Source organism: Brachybacterium kimchii, from assembly GCF_023373525.1.
Classification (GTDB): domain Bacteria; phylum Actinomycetota; class Actinomycetes; order Actinomycetales; family Dermabacteraceae; genus Brachybacterium; species Brachybacterium kimchii.
Map to the genome: position 1 here is coordinate 3,997,464 of NZ_CP097218.1, position 19,774 is coordinate 4,017,237.

Below are 19,774 nucleotides of genomic sequence, written 5' to 3' on the forward strand. Positions count from 1 at the left end.
ATGACCACGGACCACACCCTGGCAGCGAGCGGCCTCAGCGCGGGCTACGGGGACCGCAGCGTGATCGAGGGCCTCGACCTCGAGCTGGTGCCCGCGCGGATCACGGCGATCATCGGGGCCAACGCGTGCGGGAAGTCGACCCTGCTGCGCGTGCTCTCGCGTCTGCTGGCGCCGACGTCGGGCCAGGTGCTGCTCGACGGCACCCGGATCCACCGTCTGCCGGCCAAGCAGGTCGCGCGCACCCTGGGCCTGCTGCCGCAGTCGCCGATCGCACCCGAGGGCATCACCGTCTCCGAGCTGGTCTCCCGGGGGCGGCATCCGCATCAGGGCCTGGTGGCGCGATGGTCGGCCGCCGACGACGAGGCCGTCGCGGAGGCGCTCGACGCGACCGGGACCGCGGCTCTCGCCGAGCGCCCCGTGGACGAGCTCTCCGGCGGTCAGCGTCAGCGCGTGTGGATCGCGATGGCCCTGGCCCAGCGCACCGATCTGCTCCTGCTCGACGAGCCCACGACGTTCCTGGACGTGAACCACCAGGTCGAGGTGCTCGATCTGCTCACCGACCTCAACGCCCGCCGGGGCACCACGATCGTCATGGTCCTGCACGACCTGAACCTCGCCGCCAGGTACGCCGACCACCTGGTGATGATGGAGCACGGGCGGATCCACGGCGCTGGCGCTCCCGGGGAGGTCTTCACCGCCGAGGCGGTGAGGACCGTGTTCGGCCTCGAGAACCGCGTGATCCGCGACCCCGTCTCCGGCAGCCCGATGATGCTGCCCATCGGCCGGCATCACGGGGTCTCCGAGGACTGAGCGCGGCCCCGGCCGCGCCCCGCCTCACCACTCGAGGATGGACCAGCGCTTCTTCTTGGCGACGGAGTAGAGGCCCAGATCGGGGGAGACCGCTGAGGGCGTGCCGACGAGCTCGAGCCAGGAGGCGTCGGCATGGGAGTCGCCGTAGCCGTAGGACTTCTTGAGGTCGGCGCCGTGCTCGTCGGCGTACTTGCGCAGCCAGTTGGCGCGGGCCTCGTCGACCACCGGGGGAGTGGCGAGGTAGCCGCTCATCACGCCGTCGGAGGTGACGTCCATGCGGGTGGCGACGATGTCGTCGAACAGACCGGCGAGCGGCTCGACGAGCACGTCGAGGGCCCCGGTGACGAGCACGGTGCGGTGGCCCGCGCGGCGGTGCTGCTCGATGAGCTCGAGCGCCTCGGGGCGGATCGAGGAGCGGATCGAGCGGCCCAGGCTGCCGGAGAGCAGCTGCTCGAGCTCCTCGCGGCGGTAGCCCTTGTAGCGGCGGTTGACCAGGCGGATCAGCTCGGAGCGGTCGCGCTTCTCGGCCCGCAGGTAGGAGGGCACCGAGCGCAGCAGGGAGCCGATCTCGCCGGGCCACGAGGCGGTCGGCTTGGTCGCGCGCACCACCGAGAGGTACTGCTGGATGATGTTGGCGCCGACCACGGTGCCGTCCAGGTCGAAGACGGCGAGGGCGTCGCTCGCCTCCTTCATCTCCGGCGCGGGGCGGTTCTGGCGGGCGCGCACGGCGGCGCGGCCGCGCGAGTACGCCTTGGTGAGCTCCGTGACCGCGGGCAGGTGGAGGTTCCGGAAGTAGTCGACCCAGTCGACCTTCGTGATGTCGAAGTCGTGGGTCGAGAGGAACTCGGCGGGCAGCTCCTCGCGCAGCGCGCGGGTGTTCGCGTCGTCGAAGACCATCTCGGTCTTCGTGTACTGGCGGTAGAGCTCGATGTACTTGCGCAGCGTGGTCAGGCCCGAGGCATTGCGGTGCAGGGTCGTCGTCCACTCGCGGGTGCGGCGGGTCGCGGGCAGGCGGGAGACGACGGTCTGACCGGCCTTGGTGGCGATCTCCTTCATCCGGAAGCGCTGCTCGACGAGGTCGACGGACGGGAACGTCCAGTCGGGCACGACGATGTCCTTGCCGTCGTCGTCCTGCAGCGGGTGCTCGACGAAGTAGCCGCGCACGGCGTCGACCATCTCGTGGAAGGGCAGCGGGTTCGAGCCGCCGGAGGCGACCTGGAAGTAGGCGTCGTCGCCGCGGCGGGAGACGTCCTGGGTCGCGAGCGCCACGATCACGTTGACCACGAAGTCGACGGGGATGATGTCCAGGATCGAGTCGGCGAGGCCCGGGAACTCGGGCAGCAGGCCGCGGCCGAAGGCCATGATCAGCGGGTCGGCGACCTTGTAGCCGTCGATCCAGCCGGGGTAGGGGCGCTGCAGCGCGGACTCGATGATCGAGGGGCGCACGAAGGAGACGCGGTGGCCGGCGTCGGCCCACATCTCCTCGGCGACGCGCTCGGCCATCGCCTTGGTGAAGGTGTAGATGTCGGTCCAGCCGACGGACTGCGCGCGCGTGCGGCCGAAGTCGACGAGGCGCTCGTCGACCCACTGCTTGCGCGCCTCCTCGGCGGCGGCGGCGACGGCCTTGGGGCCCATGCGGCCGTCGCGCAGACGGGCGATGCGCATCTGGGTGCGCAGGTTCTCGGGCCGACGGGACTCGGCCTCGACGCGCTGGCGCGCCGCCTGGGAGGCCTCGAACTCGGCCTTCCAGTCGACGCCGTGCTCGAGCCGGCCCTCGCGGCGCAGCCCCTTGGAGATGCCGCCGACGTACGCGGTGGAGACGTGGATGACGTGCGGGTCCTGACCGGAGTCCAGGAGCGCTTGGTAGAGGTTGCGCGCGCCGCCGACGTTGGTCCGGAACGCGTCGTCGATCGGCGGGTCGAAGGACACCGAGGACGCGGAGTGGATGACCGTGTCGTAGCTCTTGTCGAGCGCCGGCATCGCGGTCAGGTCGCCCTCGAGCACGTCGACGCGCGAGTCGAAGGCCGCGCGCACGGTGTCCTTGCCCACGCGGTCGGCCCAGGAGGAGAACACGGGCTTGCGCAGCAGGCCCTCGAGGCGCTTGCGACCGGTCAGCGTCCCCTTCGCGCGCACGACGGCGGTCACGCGGACGTCGTCGGTGTACTCGAGGAGCGACTGCAGGACGGCCTGGCCGAGGAAGCCGGTGACACCGGTCAGCAGGATCTCGCGCGGGCCGGAGCGCTCGGGGGACGGGGTGGGGTTGGACATGCGGTGTTCCCTCAGATGCAGGTGGGCGGCCGACGTCCCGGCCGGGTGGGTCTTCCGGCCTCCGCCCGCCGGCGCGGCGGGCGTGCCCTACCGCGCAGGGGCGCGGGCGGACGTCGTGCACGGTCTCGTCCGACGGTAGCGCATGGGGCCTTCGACCACAGGTCGTCCGCGCCGCCGCGTGACGCGCACGACGGCCCGGACCGCCTCGGTGGGAGCACCTCGCCCATGTATCGTGGCCCGCATGCACAGGGCCCTTATCACCGGTGGGACCGCAGGCATCGGAGCGGCGTTCGCCAGGGCCTTCGCCCGGCGCGGCGTGGCCCTGGTGCTCGTGGCCCGCGACGACGCGCGCCTCCAGGAGGCCGCCGCCGAGCTGCGCACGAGCCACGGCGTCGAGGTCGAGACCCTCGTCGCCGATCTGGCCCATCGGGACGACCAGCAGAAGGTCGCCGACAGGCTCGAATCGACCACCGCCCCCGCGATCGACGTGCTCGTGAACAACGCCGGGTTCTCCGTGCGCGCCTCGCTGCTGGATCCCGACCTGAGCGAGCACGACCGCGGCTTCGAGGTCATGCAGCGCGCCGTCCTCAAGCTCGGCGGCGCCGCCGGACGCGCGATGAGCGCGCGCGGCGAGGGCTGGATCATCAACATCGCGTCCGTGAGCGCCTTCATCACGCAGAACAACTACACGGCCATCAAGGCCTGGGTGACCAACTACTCCGAGTCCTTGAGCGTGCAGCTCGAGGGCACCGGCGTGCAGTCCACGGCCGTCACCCCGGGCTGGGTGCGCACCGAGTTCCACCAGCGCGCCGGCATCCGCGGCTCCTCGATCCCCGGGTTCCTCTGGCTGGACGCCGACGACCTCGCCGAGCAGGGCCTGAAGGACGTCGCCCAGGGGAAGGCCGTGAGCATCCCCGGGGGCCGCTGGAAGCTCATCACCGCGCTGCTGCGCTCGCTGCCGCGCCCGCTCGTGCACCGTCTCAGCTCGCTGCTCAGCTCCCGGCGCAGCAAGGAGCGCTGAGCATGGCAGGCAACCAGCCGGAGAAGGCGGACGAGCCCGCGAAGGCCGAGAAGCCCGCGAAGGCGGACAAGCACGCCAAGGCCGACAGGTCGGCGCAGAATCCGCGCCACGACCAGTCCCTCTCCTCCCGCCTCCGCAGCCTCGGCTGGGACCCTCTGGACGAGGACACCCGCAAGTACCGCTCGCGCGCCCGCGCGGCCCTGCGCTTCGTGCTCCAGCGCGGCCTGTTCCGCGGCCTGGTGCGCGCCAACGTCACCCAGACCGTGACGACCGCGCGCCGCGTGAAGTCCGTGCGCGGGCCGTTCGTCCTGGTCGCCAACCACACGAGCCACCTCGATGCGCCCATGCTCGCCGAGGGGCTGCCCTGGGCGCAGGCCCGCTACCTCTCCACGGGCGTGGCCGCGGACTACTTCTTCCACGTCTGGTACAAGCGCCTCTTCGTGCGCCTCCTGTTCAACGCGTACCCGATCGACCGCGACGGCTCGCGCAAGAACTCCGGGTTCTCCCGGCGTCTGCTGCGCAGCGGCGTCCCGATCCTCGTGTTCCCCGAGGGCGGGCGGCAGAAGACCGGCACCATGGGGGAGTTCAAGCCCGGCGCCGCGGCGCTCGCCTCGAGCGTCGGCGTCCCGATCATCCCGGCCGCCCTCGTCGGCGGCCACGAGGCGATGCCCAAGGGCCGCAGCTGGCCCAAGCCCGGCCGCCCGCCGGTCGGCGTCGTCTTCGGCGACCCGATGATGGCCCGCGACGGCGAATCCGTCGTCGACTACATGGAGCGCGTGCGCGCGGCCGTGGTCGACCTCTACGACAGCAACTACGAGCAGATCCTGGGCCCCCGCACGGGACCCCGGGAGGAGCACTGATGACCGCATCGCATTCCGCAGCCGATCTCACCGCGGCCGACGTCACCCGGCACAAGTGGTGGGGCTGGGGCATGGACGACGTCCGCTTCCGCTTCGACAACAAGCCCGCCTTCGCGCCGCTGGCGAAGAACAAGATCGGCGTGGATCTCGAGCAGGTCACCCAGTTCGACGACCCCGAGCTCTCCGATCACGAGGTGCCCGCGGGGCGCCTGGGCGACGCCGAGCGCGAGGCGATCGTGGGGCTCGTGGGCGAGGCGAACGTGCGCACGGACGACGAGTACCGCGTGCTGCACTCCTTCGGCCGCTCCCTCCCGGACCTGTTCCATGTGCGCTCGGGCGATTTCGAACGCCTCGTGGACGCCGTGGTCTACCCCGGCACGGAGGAGGAGGTCGCCGGCCTGCTGCGCCTGGCGATCGAGAAGGACCTCGTGCTGATCCCCTACGGCGGCGGCTCCTGCATCTCCGGCTCGGTCACCCCCGACCCGGCCGAGCAGCGCCCCGTGCTCACCGTGAACCTGGGCCGCATGCGTCAGGTGCTCTCGATCGACGACACCGCGGGTCTCGCGCGGGTGCAGGCCGGCGTCTACGGGCCCGACCTCGAGGAGCAGCTCGCCGCCGAGGGCTGGACGATGGGCCACTTCCCGGACTCCTTCACCTACTCGACGCTGGGCGGCTGGGCCGCGACGCGCTCCTCGGGCATGCAGTCCGACAAGTACGGCGACATCGAGGACATCGTGCGCGGCATGCGCGTCGTCCACCCCGAGGGCACCGTCGTCACCAACCCGATCCCCGGCCGTGACTCCGGCCCCAGCGTCCACGAGATGATCCTGGGCTCCGAGGGCCGCATGGGCATCATCACCGAGCTCACCGTGCAGGTGCACCGCCTGCCGCAGGTGCGCCAGGTCATCGCCTACATGTACCCCGACTGGGAGCACGGCATCCGCGGCATGCACGCGATCGCCCGCTCGACCGACGTCTCGCCCACCTTCACGCGGCTCTCCGACGGCCCCGAGACCGAGTTCAGCCTCGCCATGGTCAAGGAGCCCACCTCGACCAAGGGCAAGGTCGCCGCGAAGGTGCAGGACGGACTCTTCGCCTACCTGCGCTCCAAGGGCTGGGACACGAGCGAGGAGATGAGCATCTCCTACGTGTGCTTCGAGGGCACCAAGGAGACCGTCGAGCACCAGAAGTCCGTCGTGAAGAAGCTGGTCAAGGGCGCGGGCGGCATCACGCTCGGAGCCGGACCGGGTGCGATCTACGACCAGAAGAAGTTCGACACCCCGTACCTGCGCGACTTCCTGCTCAGCTACCAGGTGTTCGGCGACGTCTGCGACACCGGCGCGACCTGGTCGAACATCAACGAGGTCCACGCGAAGGTCTACGAGGCGTTCTACGAGGCGCAGCGGAAGCAGGGACTGCCCGGCTTCATGTTCTGCCACATGTCCCACAGCTACCACTCGGGCGCCTGCCTCTACTTCACCTTCGCCCTGAAGTACACGAGCCCGGACAAGGCGCTCGAGCAGTACTACAACGCCAAGCGCGCCGTGCAGCAGGCCTTCGTGGACCTCGGGTCCACGGTCTCCCACCACCACGCCGTGGGCACCGAGCACCAGCCCTGGCTCACCGAGGACATCGGCGAGCTCGGCGAGCACATCATCGAGGGCCTCTTCGCGCAGAACGACCCCGGCCGGAACCTCAACCCCGGCAAGGTCGTCACCCCCTGAGGGCGAAGGCGCGAAGACGAGCGGCCGACGGCGCATGATGCGCCGTCGGCCGCTTCTGCATCGGAGCATCCCGCACCGGCGGCACGAACTGCGAGGAGACGGAGGAGCCCGGGACGATGGGAACTGCAGCATGGCGCGTCCGCTGCGCTCCTGAGCGCGCGGTCGAGCTCGTCGACGCACCTCTGCGCGCAGCCGGGTGGCGCGAGGTCGAGCGCGACGGCGAAGAACCTAAGGGCGATACACGGGGCGGCGGTTCCCGCGGCCCCGTCGGCGTCTCCCAGGTCTTCGAGCGCGGACGGCTGGGACGCAGCGTGCTCATGGGCGGCCTCGCCGGAGGCGGACAGCACCTCGAGATGCGCGTCGACGTGCGGCCGTCGGACGACGGAGCGAGCGGCGCGGCGCCCACCGCGGCGGGCGCCGCGCCGGCCCGCAGCGAGGTGCGATGCTCGTGGTCGGACGCGAGTCCCCGTGCCCTGGGCGGGATCCTGGGGGAGCGCCGAGCCCGCCGCACCATGGACTCGACCACCCGGAGCCTCCGCGTCGCGCTCGAGGACGCGGGCGTGCTGATCGCCTCCGCGCACTGACCAGGGGCCCGGCGTCCGGAGCCCGCACGCGGCGCCGCTCGACGGCCGCCGCGTGCGCGCCGGGGCTCAGGCCCCGAGCGCCCGCATGATCCCGGGGAGGTCCTCGGCGAAGTTCTCGCGCCAGAGGGTCCAGTCGTGGGTGCGGCCCTTGTCCATGCGGTAGTCGTTCTCGATGCCCGCATCGCTCAGCGCGCCCGCGAACCGCTCCAGGTTGGGGTGCACGGGCCCCTCGATCACGTCCCCGCCGATCGTGTCCGCCTTCCGACGGATCTGGTCGAGCAGATCGCCGTGGCCCTGGAGGGCGGCGACGAAGTCGATCCAGTTGCCGTCGCCGCTGCGGAGGAACACGCGCTTGCCGCGATAGCGCTCGATGTTCTCGATCGGGTCGTAGGTCGAGGCGATCGGCGGATCGATGGACGGGCCCCAGGTCGCGCCGGGGCCGTTCGCGGTGGCGGGGTACTTGCAGGCGTCGAAGATCGGGCAGGCGAGGATCGTGAAGGCGACGAGCTTGCCGTCGTCCGTGTCCAGGCGGCAGTCGCCGGGGCCCGAGTAGGAGCTGATCGAGGTGAAGAGGTCCTTGTACTTCTGCCCGAGCGCGAGCGCGCCCCAGCCGCCCATCGAGAGCCCGGCGATCGCCATGCGCGTCGGGTCGGTGCGGAAGCTGTCGTGCACGAAGCCCAGGACCTGCTCGATGATGAAGGTCTCCCACGCGGCCTCGCGTCCGGGCAGCGGTGCGTTCGCGTTGGAGTAGAACGAGCCGGCCCCGCCGTCGGGCATGACGACGATGACGTCCTGGTCCTCCGTGCGGGAGATCGCCTGACCGCCCCCGCCGCCGTCGCCGCCGGGCTCGCCGGTGTCGTCGGCGGACCACTGCGTGAAGTCCCCGCCGCGTCCGTGCAGCAGCAGGAGCACGGGATAGTCGCGGTCCGGCTCGTCGGCGTACCCGGCGGGGAGCGTCACGCGGAACGACGGCGGGAAGGTGCGGATCTTCGGCGCATGCACCCGGAAGTCGATCGAGCGCCATTCGGGGATGGCGACCGGGAAGCCCTCGGCGAACGTGAAGCCGTGGGACGCCGTGTACGCCGAGGGGTCGTAGGGGTCGCTCACGGCGGCCCGCGCGGCGGACGGTGCGGCGAGCGGCGCCGCCATCAGGCCTGTGGCAGCGGCGGTGCCTGTGAAGAGGGCACGACGGGAGGGGCGAGCAGTGGACGAGCAGTTCATCGGATCTCCTGTGATCGGTGCACGAGAAGCCGTGGCCGGGCCGGAGACCGCCGCGCGAGCGCACCGACGCCGTGCACCCGTCCGCTGCGGCCCGAAGAGCTCGCCGGAGGCAACGTCAGCCTGCACGCGCCCTGGACGAGGGCGCAAGGGTCACTGGTTGCCGCGGCGTGTCGGGATCGGCGGGCCCGGACCGGGATCGGGGCGGGGATCGGCGCCGGGATCGGCGGGCCGCGTCCCACCCAGGGGACGGTCCGTGCACCGAGGGGGCGGCGCGACCCTACGATGGTCACCACGTGGGAACGGAGCTGTGACGCAGACGCGCTGCCGCAGTCCCCGGCGGGAACGACGCCCGCACTCCACCCTGCAGCTCGACTGCACCCCACCACCATGAGACGAAGGAGTCGCGCGATGACCCTGCGCATCACCGTGTTCGGCGAGAACCGGCACGAGAAGGTCGACGAGAGAGTCCAGGAGCTCTACCCCGAGGGCATGCACACCACGATCGCGGGCGCGCTCACCAGCACGCTCGGCGCGCTCGGCGAGGACGTCGACGTGCGCGTCGCCCTGCTCGACGACATCGAGGAGTCCCTCAGCGAGGAGGTCCTCGCGAACACCGACGTCCTCACCTGGTGGGGCCACATGGCGCACCAGGACGTGCCCGACGAGGTCGCCGAGCGCGTGGTCCGCCACGTGCGCGAGGGCATGGGCTTCCTGCCTCTCCACTCCGCGCACTACTCCAAGCCGTTCCGCCTGCTCATGGGCACCACCTGCAACCTGCTGTGGCGCAACGACAACGACGAGGAGCGGGTGTGGACCGTGAGCGGCTCCCACCCGATCGCCCGCGGCGTGCCGCACCCGATCGTGATCCCCGGGCAGGAGATGTACGGGGAGATGTTCGACATCCCCGCGCCCGACGAGCAGGTCTTCATCTCCTCCTTCAGCGGGGGAGAGGTGTTCCGCTCGGGCTGCTGCTTCTACCGCGGCAAGGGACGCATCTTCTACTTCAGCCCCGGTGACCAGGAGTACCCCGTCTACCACCAGGCGGAGATCCAGCGCGTGCTCGCCAACGCCGCTCTCTGGGCCCGCCCCCAGGAGGACCGCGAGCGCGCCGCGGTCAAGATCGCCAACGCTCCGCGGGACTGGTTCCGCGAGGGCGCCCGCACCGCCGAGGGCGAGGAGATCACCCGTGTCATCTGATCTGCGCGAGAGCACAGCGGCCGACGGGACGCGCGCGGAGGCGAGCACCTCGGACGCCGTCGCCGACCCCAACGCCGCGATCGCGAACTCCGCGGGGCAGCGGCCCCTGCGGGCCGTCGTCGTCGGCGCGGGCGGGATGGGGAAGTGGTGGGCGCGCGTGATCGCCTCGAGCCCGGTGACCGAGCTCGTGGGCGTCGCCGACCTCGTCGAGGGCATGCCCGCGCAGTCCATCGCCCAATCGGGCGTCGAGGACCCCTCGGCCGTCGCCGTCGGCACCGACGGCGTGGACCTCGCCCTCGAGGTGGGGGCCGACATCCTCATCGACCCGACGGTCCCCGTCGCCCACCACCCGGTGACCCGCAAGGCCCTGCACGCGGGCATCCCGGTGCTCGGCGAGAAGCCGGTGACCGAGACGCTGCCGGAGGCGCTGAGCCTCATGGCCCACTCCGAGCTCACGGGAGTGCCGTTCATGGTCTCCCAGTCGCGCCGGTTCTTCCCGCAGGTGCGGGAGCTGCGGCGCTTCGTCGCCGAGCACGGGCCGACGATCCTCACCAGCGCCTTCTTCAGCCTGTTCACCGAGCACGAGGGTTTCCGCGCCACCCAGCAGCACCCGCTGCTGCGGGACATGGGCATCCACGCCTTCGACACGGCCCGCTACATCACCGGCACGGACCCGCTCGCGGTGACCGCGCACGGCACCAACCCGCAGTGGAGCGTGTACGCGGGCGACGCCACCGTGAGCTGCACCTTCGAGATGAGCGGCGGCTCCCTGTTCGTCTACAACGGCACCTGGAACGCGCGCGGCCTGCCGACCTACTGGAACAGCGAGTGGCGCATCGGGGCCGAGCAGGGCACGGCCACCTGGGACGGGAAGGGCGCGCCGCAGCTCGGCACCGAGGACGAGGAGCGGACCCACTCCCTGCAGACGGCGCTCGAGCAGGCGCTCGCCGAGCCCGAGCCCGACCAGATCGACGCCTCGATCATCGAGTTCGTGACCGCACTGCGCGAAGGCCGCACCCCCATGTGCGAGGTGCACGAGAACATTCTCAGCTTCGCGATGGTCGAGGCCGCCGTCGCCTCTGTCGACCGCGGCACGCGCGTGGTGATCGACGAGCTGCTCGAGGAGGCGCGCACCGAGGCGATCGCCGCGGAGGACGATCCCGAGGCCCGCGACATCCTCCAGTCCTGGCCCAGCGTGCGCGAGGCGATCGCGCGGGGCTGAGGGCGAAGGAAACCTGCCCGGACATGCGAAAGGCCCCGTCACCGCAGGTGACGGGGCCTTTCCGCTGGTGCGCGGAAGTGGACCCAATCGGAACTCGCACAAGCGGCTAGAACGCCTGGTTGCCGCGTGGGAGCAGGCCAGACTCTGTAACTCCGATGAGTCGGAAGATGTAGGCGGCCCGAATGCGGAGGTGGTCTCGGACCCTAGTAAACGCAATCGAACACCTCTCGCTGCAAGGGAGATAGACGCTATTCGAACCACTCGGGAGAGCGGGGCGAGCGTGCGGTCGATCTGCAAGAAGTTCGGTGTTCATCGGACGACGGTTTGGCAATACACGAAGGGTCCCCTCGCGCACGTTGGAGTCGCGGCAGCCAAATGAGACGGGCCTTGGCTATCCTTCTCGGTCAATCGGCTGGTTGTCCGGACGCTCGATGAGTCGACGGGCCATCTTGATGATGCAGCGTTTGCTGGCCCGGCGAGCGTACTCGCGGACGGGCGGGGCCAGCGGTGATCGCCAGCTGCGATTCCTCGATAAGAGGGCGACCTCGCTGCTCGACGTCGACCCCCACCCCCTCGTACACGACGCCGCGGGAAATCGAGCTCCGGGGCTCCACTGCTGCCGGCGCTTCGCGCATCGCGGGTACAGGGGACTCCGTGCTAATTGCCGCCAACATGACGACGAGAGAGATCGCTTGTCAGCAACGGCGGTTGGCATGGGCCGAAGATTGACGTGACTCATCGTTGGGCCGAATGGGTCAACAAGTACCACATGACATCGTTGTCGTGCGCGGTCAGCCAGGTCGGCGTTTCGGCGTTCGCCCGGGCAGGTTGTTGCGCACGTCCGGTACGATCTGACCATGGCTCAGACTTCTCTGCGGGACCGTGTGCCCCCGGCCCAGGAGAAGGTAGTCATCGCTCGAAGCGGCAACAAGTGCGCGTACCCAGGCTGCGGCCTGGATCTGACGATTGATCCGAAGGTCGACGGAGACCGCCCCAAGGCGACTGGCAAGGTTGCGCATATCGCTGCGGCAAGCCCTGGTGGCCCTCGGTACGACGCGAGCATGACGCCAGAGGAGCGTGGCTCGGCGGAGAATTTGGTCTACTTGTGCGGTCCGCATCACGACGCCGTGGACACGCAACTGGAGTTCCATACACGCGAGTTTCTGCTGGAAGCGAAGCGCTCACACGAGGTTGCCGTGGAGCGAGCCGTGCGGAACGCTCTCGGTGAGGTGACATACGAGGAACTCACGGTGGTGTGCACTGTGATCGCAAGCACGCCCGTGACGCCCCAGCAACCCGGTGTCGAGCTAGCCCTTCCGCTGCGGGAGAAGATCAAGCTGAACAAGCTGGGTCAAACATCTGTGCAGCGAATCACTGATGGCCTGTCGCAGGCGGCACGTGTCGAAGAGTTCATCAGTTTTCAAACTTCTGTGGCGCCCTCATTTGGTCGCAGCCTGGTCGCGCGGTTCAAGAGCGACTACTACGCTGCACGCGCGGAGAACCTCGAGCCGGACGCGGTGTTCGACTATCTCGTCGAGACCGCGATCGAGAACGCTGGCCCGCGCGACAGTCCCCAAGTGCGCGCAGCAGCGGTCGCGGTGATCGCTTACCTGTTCGAGATCTGTGAGGTCTTTGAACGTGAGTGAATTCTTCCCGGACAAGTTCACGCCACTAGAGCGCACTATCGTCGGCGAAGCCGCTGCGCTGCTGGCTCTTTTGGGTGATAGAACGCTTAGCGTTGGGCAACTATACGGCGAGCACCGGCAAGCGGCTACCGCGTCGACGTACGACGGTTTCGTGACAGCCCTGACCTTCCTCTATGGCGCGGGTGCCCTCGACTACGACGACCAGATGGTGAGGGTTGCCTAGTGTTTATCCGCCTGAGCGCGAACCATGAAGAGTTCAAGCCGATCAAGTTCCAGCCCGGCTTCAATGCTGTTATCGCCGATCGCGCTCACGATTCGACCGACCAAGACAGCCGCAACGCACGGGGCAAGTCGACGATGCTCATGCTGATGAACTACGTCCTGGCCGGCAATCTCCACCACAGCTTGCGGCCTCTCGCCGACGACGGGTGGGAGATCACTCTGACTCTGGAGATGTTCGGAGGTACGGTCACCGCGACGCGCTCGCTGGCAAGCGGCCGTCGACTCTCAATTTCAGCCGAGGGTCCCGCGCGTGACGTGATTGGTCCGTGGCTCTCGGAGGGCCAGATCACTATTGACAGCTGGAAAGAGTTGCTGGGGCTCTCACTTTTCCGGTTGGAGCCCGTCGAGCAGGAAGTGACCGGCGGGCTGTCGGTGCGCACGCTTCTCTCGTATGTGATCCGGACCGATACCCCGAAGAATCCCTTGAAGGTGATTGCGCAGCAGAGCGCGACCAGCAGCCGTGAACATGTTGCGTTTCTGCTCGGATTGGATTGGGAAGTAATCCACGAGCTGGCAGCTGTGAAAAAGGGATTAGATCAGTTGAAGGCAATCACAGCGGCGTCCAAGGAGGGACTGGTCGCGACGCTCCGGCCTGAAGACGAGCTCGTTCTGGAGCGTGCTGCGCTGAAGAACGAGGCCGATGAGTGGAGGCAACGCATCTCCGGGTTTCGTATCCTTGAGGACCCGAATTCGCTGGTTGCTCGTGCCGACGAGCTAACGGCGCAAATTGGTCGTCTGCGGGACCAGGCGGTCGTAAACCGGCGGATGCGCGAGCTTTATATATCATCTTTATCTGAGACGCAGGATACCGACGCCGACTCCTTGCCGGTCGAGGAACTCTTCAGCGCGGCTGGCGCGATTCTTGCCGACGGCTTTAGGCGCCAAGCCAGTCAGGTGCGCGAGTTCCACGCCGCACTCTTGGCGAATCGCCGCTCGTTTCTGCGTGGCGAGATTGAAGCACTCGACGAGCGCATCGCTGCCCACGCAGGAGAACTATCGCGGCTCGACGAGCAGCGCGACGGCGTTCTGCGGACGCTTGACGCTGGGGGCGCGCTTGACGAGTTGAACGAGATGCGCGCCGAGCTCAGCGACATCGAAGCTCGCATGGCCGCATTGGACCTCCAGATCGGGCAAGCACGAGAGGTCGTGACGCGCCGTGAGGAACTCAAGCTCGAACAGTCCACAAAGCGGAACGAAGCGACCCGATATTTGACCACCTCACGCGAAAAGCTGGACCGGATCAGCGACCGGTTCAGTCAAAAGATGCGAGAGCTGTACGGCAAGGACGCCGCCCTTACCGTTTCTGTCGACGACGTAGGGTACAAGTTCGCAATACGCGCCTCCGGCTCAGGGAGCAGCGGCGTGGACAGGATGACCCTGTTCTGTTTTGATCTCACAATGCTCGAAGAAGGTATCACGACCGCCCACCATCCCGACTTCCTCGTACACGACTCCTCCGTCTTCGACGGCGTCGATCCTCGTCAACGAGCGGGGGCGCTGCATTTCGCGCAGGCGATGGTCGAGTCCACCGGTGGGCAGTATATCTGCACCATCAACAGCAACGATGTGCCTGACGAGATGCTTGACGAGGAGTGGTTCAAGGCGGGCGTTGTGCGCACGGTCTTGGACACCGAAGTCGGCGGTCTCATAGGGCGAGAGTTCTAGGGGCGAGAGCTACGCTTTTCCCGCGACCGCGTTGTTCCGCCGGGCGGAGGACGATCGCGTTGGGCGGCGAACGGAGGGAAGATAGTGTGCTGGGATTCCCGCGGTAGGAAGCGCGAATGGTACAAAGGCGTGCTGGGGATGCGCGCCTACGAGTCTTCCGACTTAGTTGCTTCGCGTTAGTGGGAGGGCCTCTCGCGGTTGGCCGGACGAGCCGATAAGCCTGAGTTGCTGGTCAAAGCCGTGAGCCAAGGGTGAAGCGCCGTGGGTCTGATGGAGACTCGCGCTATTTGATTCCGGCCGGCTGCTCGCGGTCGGCTTGGTCAGGATAGAACGCGTGCTCGAACTCGGCGGGCGGCACGTCGCCGAGGTAGCCCTGGAGGCGCTCGGTGTTGTGCCAGTGCACCCAGCCGAGGGTCGCGAGCTCGAGGTCCTCGACGGTCTTCCAAGGCCCCGATCGCGCCGGCCCGCGGACGAGTTCGGCCTTGTAGTACCCGTTGACCGTCTCGGCCAGGGCGTTGTCATAGCTGTCGCCGACGGTCCCGATTGACGGCGTGGCGCCGACCTCCGCGAGCCGTTCGCCGTAGCGAATCGACGTGAATTGAGAGCCCGCATCACTCTGACACCGCAGATCATCGTGGTGGGGGCCGCGGGACCAGCGGGCCATCTCGATCGCGTCGAGAACCATCTCGGTGCGCATGTGCGCCGCGACCCGTCAGCCCACGATCATCCGACTGAACGCGTCGATGATGAAACACACGTATGTGACACCTGCCCACGTCGGCACGAATGTCAGGCCTATTGCTCAGAGCCGGTTCGGGGCGGTCGCGGTGAACTCCCGCTGCACCAGGTCGGGATGGCGTGCCGATGTCGGATCCGCCCTGGTGGTCTTGACCCGCTTCGACCGCCTGGCGCGCTCGATCCCGGCAGCGCGCATCAGCCGCGCGGTTTGCTCTCACCCGATATTGATCCCCGCCCGGCGTGCGGCCTTCCAGAGCTTGCGGATCCCGTAGACGCGGTGGTTGGCCTCCCAGAGCTCGACCAACTGCGGGACAAGCGCCTCGTCGCGGACGGCGCGGGCCGACCGAGCACGGGTCTTGGCGGCGTAGTAGGTGCTCGGAGCCACCTGCAGCAGTCTGCAGATGAGCTCGACTCCGAGCCGGCGACCGTCGACCAGGTCGTCCTTGTTCGCGTCGATGAACGCGGCTACTTCCGATAGTGGCGGTCGAGCTCCGCCCCGAGGAAAGACGCGGCCCGCTTGAGCACCTCATTCGCCCGGCCCAACTCCCGGATCTCCTGCTCGATATCCTGCACCCGCTGTGCCTCCGCGCTGCTCACGCCTGGGGTGAGGCCGTCGTCGATGTCGGCTTGCTTGACCCACATCTGCACGGACTCGACCCCATAGCTGAGCTGCGTCGCGCCCGCTGCACCGTCCCCTGTGTGACGTCCAGCTCAGCGCAGCGTCCTCACCATCCGCACCGCGGCGGCCTTCTCCTCGTCCGAGTAGCGACGCGTCGTCGGCTTCCTCGACGCCAGTTCCTTCGGCATATCTCCATCCTCGCTTCCAAGGCCAGGAGCCTCCAACAAACCCAGGACGCTTCAGCTCCTCGTGGACATAGAGGTGTGGGAACGCGTGCAACGTCTCCTGGACTCCCGGGCCCATGCCGGCGTCCGGTCGCGCAAGCACGACCACCCTCTGAAGGGGATCCTGTATTGCGCGACCTGCAACGTCGCGGTTGCACCTGGACTTCGCTCGGAATAAGCAGGGCATTCGCTACGCCCAATACGTGTGCTCCGGACGGGCCAGTAAGCGAACCACCTGCAACCGCAAAGCGGTATCCGTCGCGGTGGCTGAGGACCTCGTGGCCACCTGCTATCAGAGGATCGGCCTCAGCGCGGCCACCTACTCGGCGCTGGCGAAGCAGGTCGATGCCGCTTTCCACGAGCGCTTGTCGTCTCGGTCCCAGGAACTAGGGGAGCTGACCACGCAGCGCCAGCGTCTTGAGGCCGAGAGTGAGAAGTTTCTGGCTGGGCACTTCGCTGATGCCATCGATCTCGACACGCTCAAACGACACCAGGATCGGATCCGAAGCGGCCTGGCCGAGATCGACCTCAAGCTCGCGGCCGATCACGAGCAATACGCCGGACAGCGGAAGTACCTCGCCAGCGCCATGAATCTGATGACCCAGTGTGCCACGATGTACCGGCGGTCAGACGACGCGGCCAAGCGTCTGGCGAACCAGGAGGCCCTCTTCGAGAAGACCTCCATCGGCGAGGACGAGCAGCCTGTCGTCGAACTCGCCGAGCCCTTCAACGCACTGACCCCCGGCATGCTTTCGCATGCCGGGGGTCAGAGTACGACTACTACGGTGCGCCTGGAGGGATTCGAACCCCCAACCTTCTGATCCGTAGTCAGATGCTCTATCCGTTAAGCTACAGGCGCTCGTCGGCGTGACCGACCTCAGTAATACTAGTCGGCACCGGTTCGCCGCGCCAATCGAGAGGCCGTGAGCCGCCTCACGGCCTCTCGAGGAGCGTCACGGGTGACCGCGCACCCGCGCGCCGAGCCTCAGTTCTGCGGCGGACGGCTCCACGGCTGCTCGCCGTCGGATCCCTGCCCCGGCTGCTGACCCTGCGGATTCTGCGGATCCTGCGGATCCTGCGGGGCCGGAGGCTGATTCCACGGCTGCTGGCCCTGCGGTGACTGGGGCGCCTGCTGCCCGGGGGCCTGGCTCCACTGCTGGCCCTGCTGGCTCTGCTGGCCGGGAGGCTGGTTCCACTGCTCACCTTGGCCACCCTGCTGCGGGTCCTGGCCCTGTCCGCCGCCCGGGTAGCCGGAGCCGCCGGGGTAGCCGGCGTTCCCGGCGTTCCCGCTGTTCCCGCCGAAGTCACCGCCGTTGCCGAAGCCGCCGTTTCCGCCCGCCGGTCCGCCGAAGCCGCCGGGGCCCGCGCTGTCCTGGGCGTTGTTCCTGCGGCGCGAGCGCACCACGAAGAACACGATGAGCGCGATGATGATCAGCACGATCAGCAGCACGACGATCACGGCGACGATGAGGATGACCAGGCCCGCGCCGATGCCGCCGGCCTTCGCGGTGATGTCCACGCCCTTGCTCATGTCACCGGCGTCGGTGATCGTGACGGTCTTGCCGTCGACGGTGCCCACGTTGGACTCGATGACCTTGCCCGGGAAGGAGAAGGTGACCGTGAGGTCGAGGTCGCTCGCGCTGAAGCCGCTGCTCGAGGGATCGAAGGAGGAGTCCGGCGACGTCTTCAGGTGCAGCTCGCCGTCGCTCTCGTCGATCGTGAAGCCCGACCCGAAGTCCTTCTTCTCGACGGTGCCGGAGATCTTGCAGCCCCACATGTCGTCCTCGGTGTAGGGCTCCCACTTCGCCTGACCGAACTCGCCGGAGTCCTCGTCCTCGAGGCCCTTGCACAGTTCGTCGGCGGAGTTGAACTCGCTCTGGACATATGACTTCTCGACGGCCATGTCGAAGTCGAGGTCGTAGCTGTCAGCGCTGGTGATGTCGAAATCCGCGGTCACCCGTGCGCAGCCGGCCGCGAGCAGGAGGAGGGGAAGGAGGAGGAGCGCGGCGAGCCGTCGCCGCAGGGAGAGGGAGTGCATGGTGGCCCCGTTGTCGAAGGAGGTGGGCGGCGCGGAGACCCCGCGCCTGCGGGCCGCCGACCAGTGCGCTCGGTGCGGCCCGTTGCCCATACGCTAGATGCCCTCGTGGCGGAGCGCAGTGGGGAGAAGTACCCATCGGCCGGCGCAGCGGCGGGGCCGTGCCGCTCTCCGGTGCCCCATGCAGGTGCCGTCCGCCGGTGGACCTGCCTCTCGGACCTACCGGTCTGAGGCGGAGGTGCCGGGAGGCATGGGCCGGCCGAAGACCGGTGCGGCCGACGGCCTCTTCGGCCGCACCGCGCTGCCCGAGGACTGCCGGCGCAGACGCCGCACCACCCACGGCCCGAAGTGCACGCGCGCCCAGTGCAGGTCCTGCTGGCGGGCCTCGCGCCACGGCAGCGCGGTCGGGTCGCCCAGGTCATGGGGCTGCAGCGTGTGCTCGACGCCCAGGGTGTCCAGCACGTGCGCGGCGATCGTCAGATGCCCCTCGGGGGAGAAGTGCAGGCGGTCCTCGGCCCACATTCCCTCGTGCGTGAGCGAGCGCAGCGACCACAGGTCCACGACCGCGGCGCCGTGGCGCTGCGCGATCGCGCGCATGTTCTCGTTGTAGATCGCGGTGCGCCCGCGGATCAGGTGGAACACGGGCGTGGAGCCGACGTCGGGCCCGGTCCACAGGAGGATGGTCGCGCCGGTCTCGGCGAGGCGGCCGACGGCCGTGTCCATCGCGGCGGCGATCTCGTCGGGGTCGCGTCCGCGGATCACGTCGTTGCCGCCGGCGAAGATGCTCACCAGGTCCGGCTCGAGCGCGACCGCGGGCTCGATCTGCTCGTCGATGATCTCCTGGTAGAGGCGCCCGCGGATCGCGAGGTTCGCGTACTCGAAGCCCGGGACCGAGCGGCCCAGCTCCTCGGCGACGCGGTCGGCCCAGCCGCGGTGGCCTCCAGGAGCATCGGGATCGGGGTCGCCGATGCCCTCCGTGAAGGAGTCGCCGAGGGCGACGAAGCGGTGCCAGGGCTGAGCTGTTCCGGCACCGGCGGATCGTGCGGTGCCCGTCGATGCGGCACCGGTCGATGCGGCTTCTGTCGATGCGGCGCCGTGCTCCGGGAGCGGTGGGGGAGTGCTCACTTCCAGAACATGAGCGTCACGCCGCCCATGGCGAGCACGCCGAAGCCCACGAGCAGGTTCCAGTCACCGATCGGGAGCGGCAGCGTCGCGCTCGAGAGGTAGTAGGTGACCAGGTAGATCAGGCCCACGATGAGCAGGACCACCGCGACCGGGGCGATCCAGTTCGGGGTGACCGCGGGCGCGGCGACGCGGCGGCCGCGACCCGTGCTCTCGGCGGCGGGCCGACGGCGCTCGGAGATCGCGTCCTTCGCCTTCTCATGGGTCTCGTCGGTCGAGGGCTTCTCCGCCGTGCCGCGCTTCGCGGGCTCGGCGCCCTTGGCGCGCTTCGCGGGGTCCGCGTTCTTCCGGTCGCGCTTGCTGCGCTGGGTTGCGGCCATGCGATGCTGCTCCGTTTCCGACGGGGGACGAGGTCAGGGGAGGTGACGAGGGGAGGGATGTCCGCCCCAGCGTATAAGGCCCGCCTGGACGGCGCGACCGGGACGGCGCGACCGGGGTGGCGCGACCGGGGTGGCGCGGCCGGGGCCCGCGGGGTC

At 68.9% G+C, this 19,774-nt stretch carries 16 protein-coding genes, 1 tRNA gene, 1 pseudogene and 1 other annotated feature; of the genes and pseudogenes, 11 read left to right on the forward strand and 7 right to left on the reverse strand.

The window, feature by feature from the left end; genetic code table 11:
* Positions 1-810: an ABC transporter ATP-binding protein gene (locus M4486_RS18180; RefSeq protein WP_249478732.1), complete on the forward strand. Its 810-nt coding sequence runs from the start codon at positions 1-3 to the stop codon at positions 808-810.
* A gap of 24 nt (positions 811-834) precedes the next feature.
* On the opposite strand, the gene M4486_RS18185 is transcribed toward M4486_RS18180, so the two are convergent.
* Entirely contained in the window at positions 835-3,078 is a 2,244-nt protein-coding gene (locus tag M4486_RS18185) for an HAD-IB family hydrolase (RefSeq protein WP_249478733.1), read from the reverse strand.
* 241 nt (positions 3,079-3,319) lie between these two features.
* On the opposite strand from M4486_RS18185, the gene M4486_RS18190 reads away from it, so the two are divergent.
* From M4486_RS18190 to M4486_RS18205, 4 genes are all read left to right on the forward strand, one after another.
* A complete protein-coding gene (locus tag M4486_RS18190) occupies positions 3,320-4,099 on the forward strand; it encodes an SDR family NAD(P)-dependent oxidoreductase (protein ID WP_249478734.1) in 780 nt (259 codons plus the stop codon).
* A 2-nt stretch (positions 4,100-4,101) separates the two neighbouring features.
* Positions 4,102-4,959 (forward strand): lysophospholipid acyltransferase family protein, encoded by an 858-nt coding sequence (locus tag M4486_RS18195; protein ID WP_249478735.1) that lies wholly within the window; start codon positions 4,102-4,104, stop codon positions 4,957-4,959.
* A complete protein-coding gene (locus M4486_RS18200; RefSeq protein WP_249478736.1) occupies positions 4,959-6,683 on the forward strand; it encodes an FAD-binding oxidoreductase in 1,725 nt (574 codons plus the stop codon). Before M4486_RS18195 ends, M4486_RS18200 begins: the two co-directional genes overlap by 1 nt.
* A gap of 116 nt (positions 6,684-6,799) precedes the next feature.
* Positions 6,800-7,267, forward strand: coding sequence for a hypothetical protein (locus M4486_RS18205; RefSeq protein WP_249478737.1), 468 nt, complete (start codon positions 6,800-6,802; stop codon positions 7,265-7,267).
* A gap of 66 nt (positions 7,268-7,333) precedes the next feature.
* Here M4486_RS18205 and M4486_RS18210 read toward each other — a convergent pair whose 3' ends face one another.
* The gene (locus tag M4486_RS18210) at positions 7,334-8,488 is read right to left on the reverse strand and encodes an alpha/beta hydrolase (protein ID WP_249478738.1); all 1,155 of its coding nucleotides are present in this window, start codon (positions 8,486-8,488) and stop codon (positions 7,334-7,336) included.
* A 408-nt stretch (positions 8,489-8,896) separates the two neighbouring features.
* Here M4486_RS18210 and M4486_RS18215 point away from each other — a divergent pair, with 408 nt between their 5' ends.
* The 5 genes from M4486_RS18215 (at position 8,897) to M4486_RS18235 (ending at position 14,500) form a co-directional block, all read left to right on the forward strand.
* A complete protein-coding gene (locus M4486_RS18215; RefSeq protein ID WP_239205391.1) occupies positions 8,897-9,685 on the forward strand; it encodes a ThuA domain-containing protein in 789 nt (262 codons plus the stop codon).
* Positions 9,675-10,907: a Gfo/Idh/MocA family protein gene (locus tag M4486_RS18220; RefSeq protein WP_249478739.1), complete on the forward strand. Its 1,233-nt coding sequence runs from the start codon at positions 9,675-9,677 to the stop codon at positions 10,905-10,907. The genes M4486_RS18215 and M4486_RS18220 overlap by 11 nt, the downstream gene beginning before the upstream one ends.
* 857 nt (positions 10,908-11,764) lie before the next feature.
* A complete protein-coding gene (locus tag M4486_RS18225) occupies positions 11,765-12,553 on the forward strand; it encodes an ABC-three component system protein (protein WP_249478740.1) in 789 nt (262 codons plus the stop codon).
* Complete coding sequence (locus M4486_RS18230) at positions 12,546-12,776, forward strand: ABC-three component system middle component 6 (RefSeq protein ID WP_249478741.1); 231 nt, start codon at positions 12,546-12,548, stop codon at positions 12,774-12,776. The genes M4486_RS18225 and M4486_RS18230 overlap by 8 nt, the downstream gene beginning before the upstream one ends.
* Positions 12,776-14,500: a DUF2326 domain-containing protein gene (locus M4486_RS18235; RefSeq protein WP_249478742.1), complete on the forward strand. Its 1,725-nt coding sequence runs from the start codon at positions 12,776-12,778 to the stop codon at positions 14,498-14,500. The genes M4486_RS18230 and M4486_RS18235 overlap by 1 nt, the downstream gene beginning before the upstream one ends.
* A gap of 283 nt (positions 14,501-14,783) precedes the next feature.
* Here M4486_RS18235 and M4486_RS18240 read toward each other — a convergent pair.
* A pseudogene (locus M4486_RS18240) lies at positions 14,784-16,045 on the reverse strand (IS3 family transposase).
* Positions 15,615-15,749, reverse strand: a sequence feature (AL1L pseudoknot). Its footprint overlaps the pseudogene before it by 135 nt.
* Before the next feature lie 299 nt (positions 16,046-16,344).
* On the opposite strand from M4486_RS18240, the gene M4486_RS18245 reads away from it, so the two are divergent.
* Positions 16,345-16,902 carry a hypothetical protein gene (locus M4486_RS18245; protein WP_249478743.1) on the forward strand — a complete coding sequence of 186 codons (558 nt, stop codon included), beginning with the start codon at positions 16,345-16,347 and terminating at the stop codon, positions 16,900-16,902.
* Here M4486_RS18245 and M4486_RS18250 read toward each other — a convergent pair.
* The 4 genes from M4486_RS18250 to M4486_RS18265 all read right to left on the reverse strand — a co-directional run bounded on the left by M4486_RS18250 (position 16,868) and on the right by M4486_RS18265 (position 19,618).
* Positions 16,868-16,940: transfer RNA gene (locus tag M4486_RS18250), tRNA-Arg, on the reverse strand. The genes M4486_RS18245 and M4486_RS18250 overlap by 35 nt on opposite strands.
* Positions 16,941-17,066: 126 nt before the next feature.
* Positions 17,067-18,119, reverse strand: coding sequence for an LppM family (lipo)protein (locus tag M4486_RS18255; RefSeq protein WP_249478744.1), 1,053 nt, complete (start codon positions 18,117-18,119; stop codon positions 17,067-17,069).
* A gap of 216 nt (positions 18,120-18,335) precedes the next feature.
* Positions 18,336-19,241: an SGNH/GDSL hydrolase family protein gene (locus M4486_RS18260; protein WP_249478745.1), complete on the reverse strand. Its 906-nt coding sequence runs from the start codon at positions 19,239-19,241 to the stop codon at positions 18,336-18,338.
* Positions 19,238-19,618 (reverse strand): cell division protein CrgA, encoded by a 381-nt coding sequence (locus M4486_RS18265; RefSeq protein ID WP_249478746.1) that lies wholly within the window; start codon positions 19,616-19,618, stop codon positions 19,238-19,240. The genes M4486_RS18260 and M4486_RS18265 overlap by 4 nt, the downstream gene beginning before the upstream one ends.
* Positions 19,619-19,774: the final 156 nt, after the last annotated feature.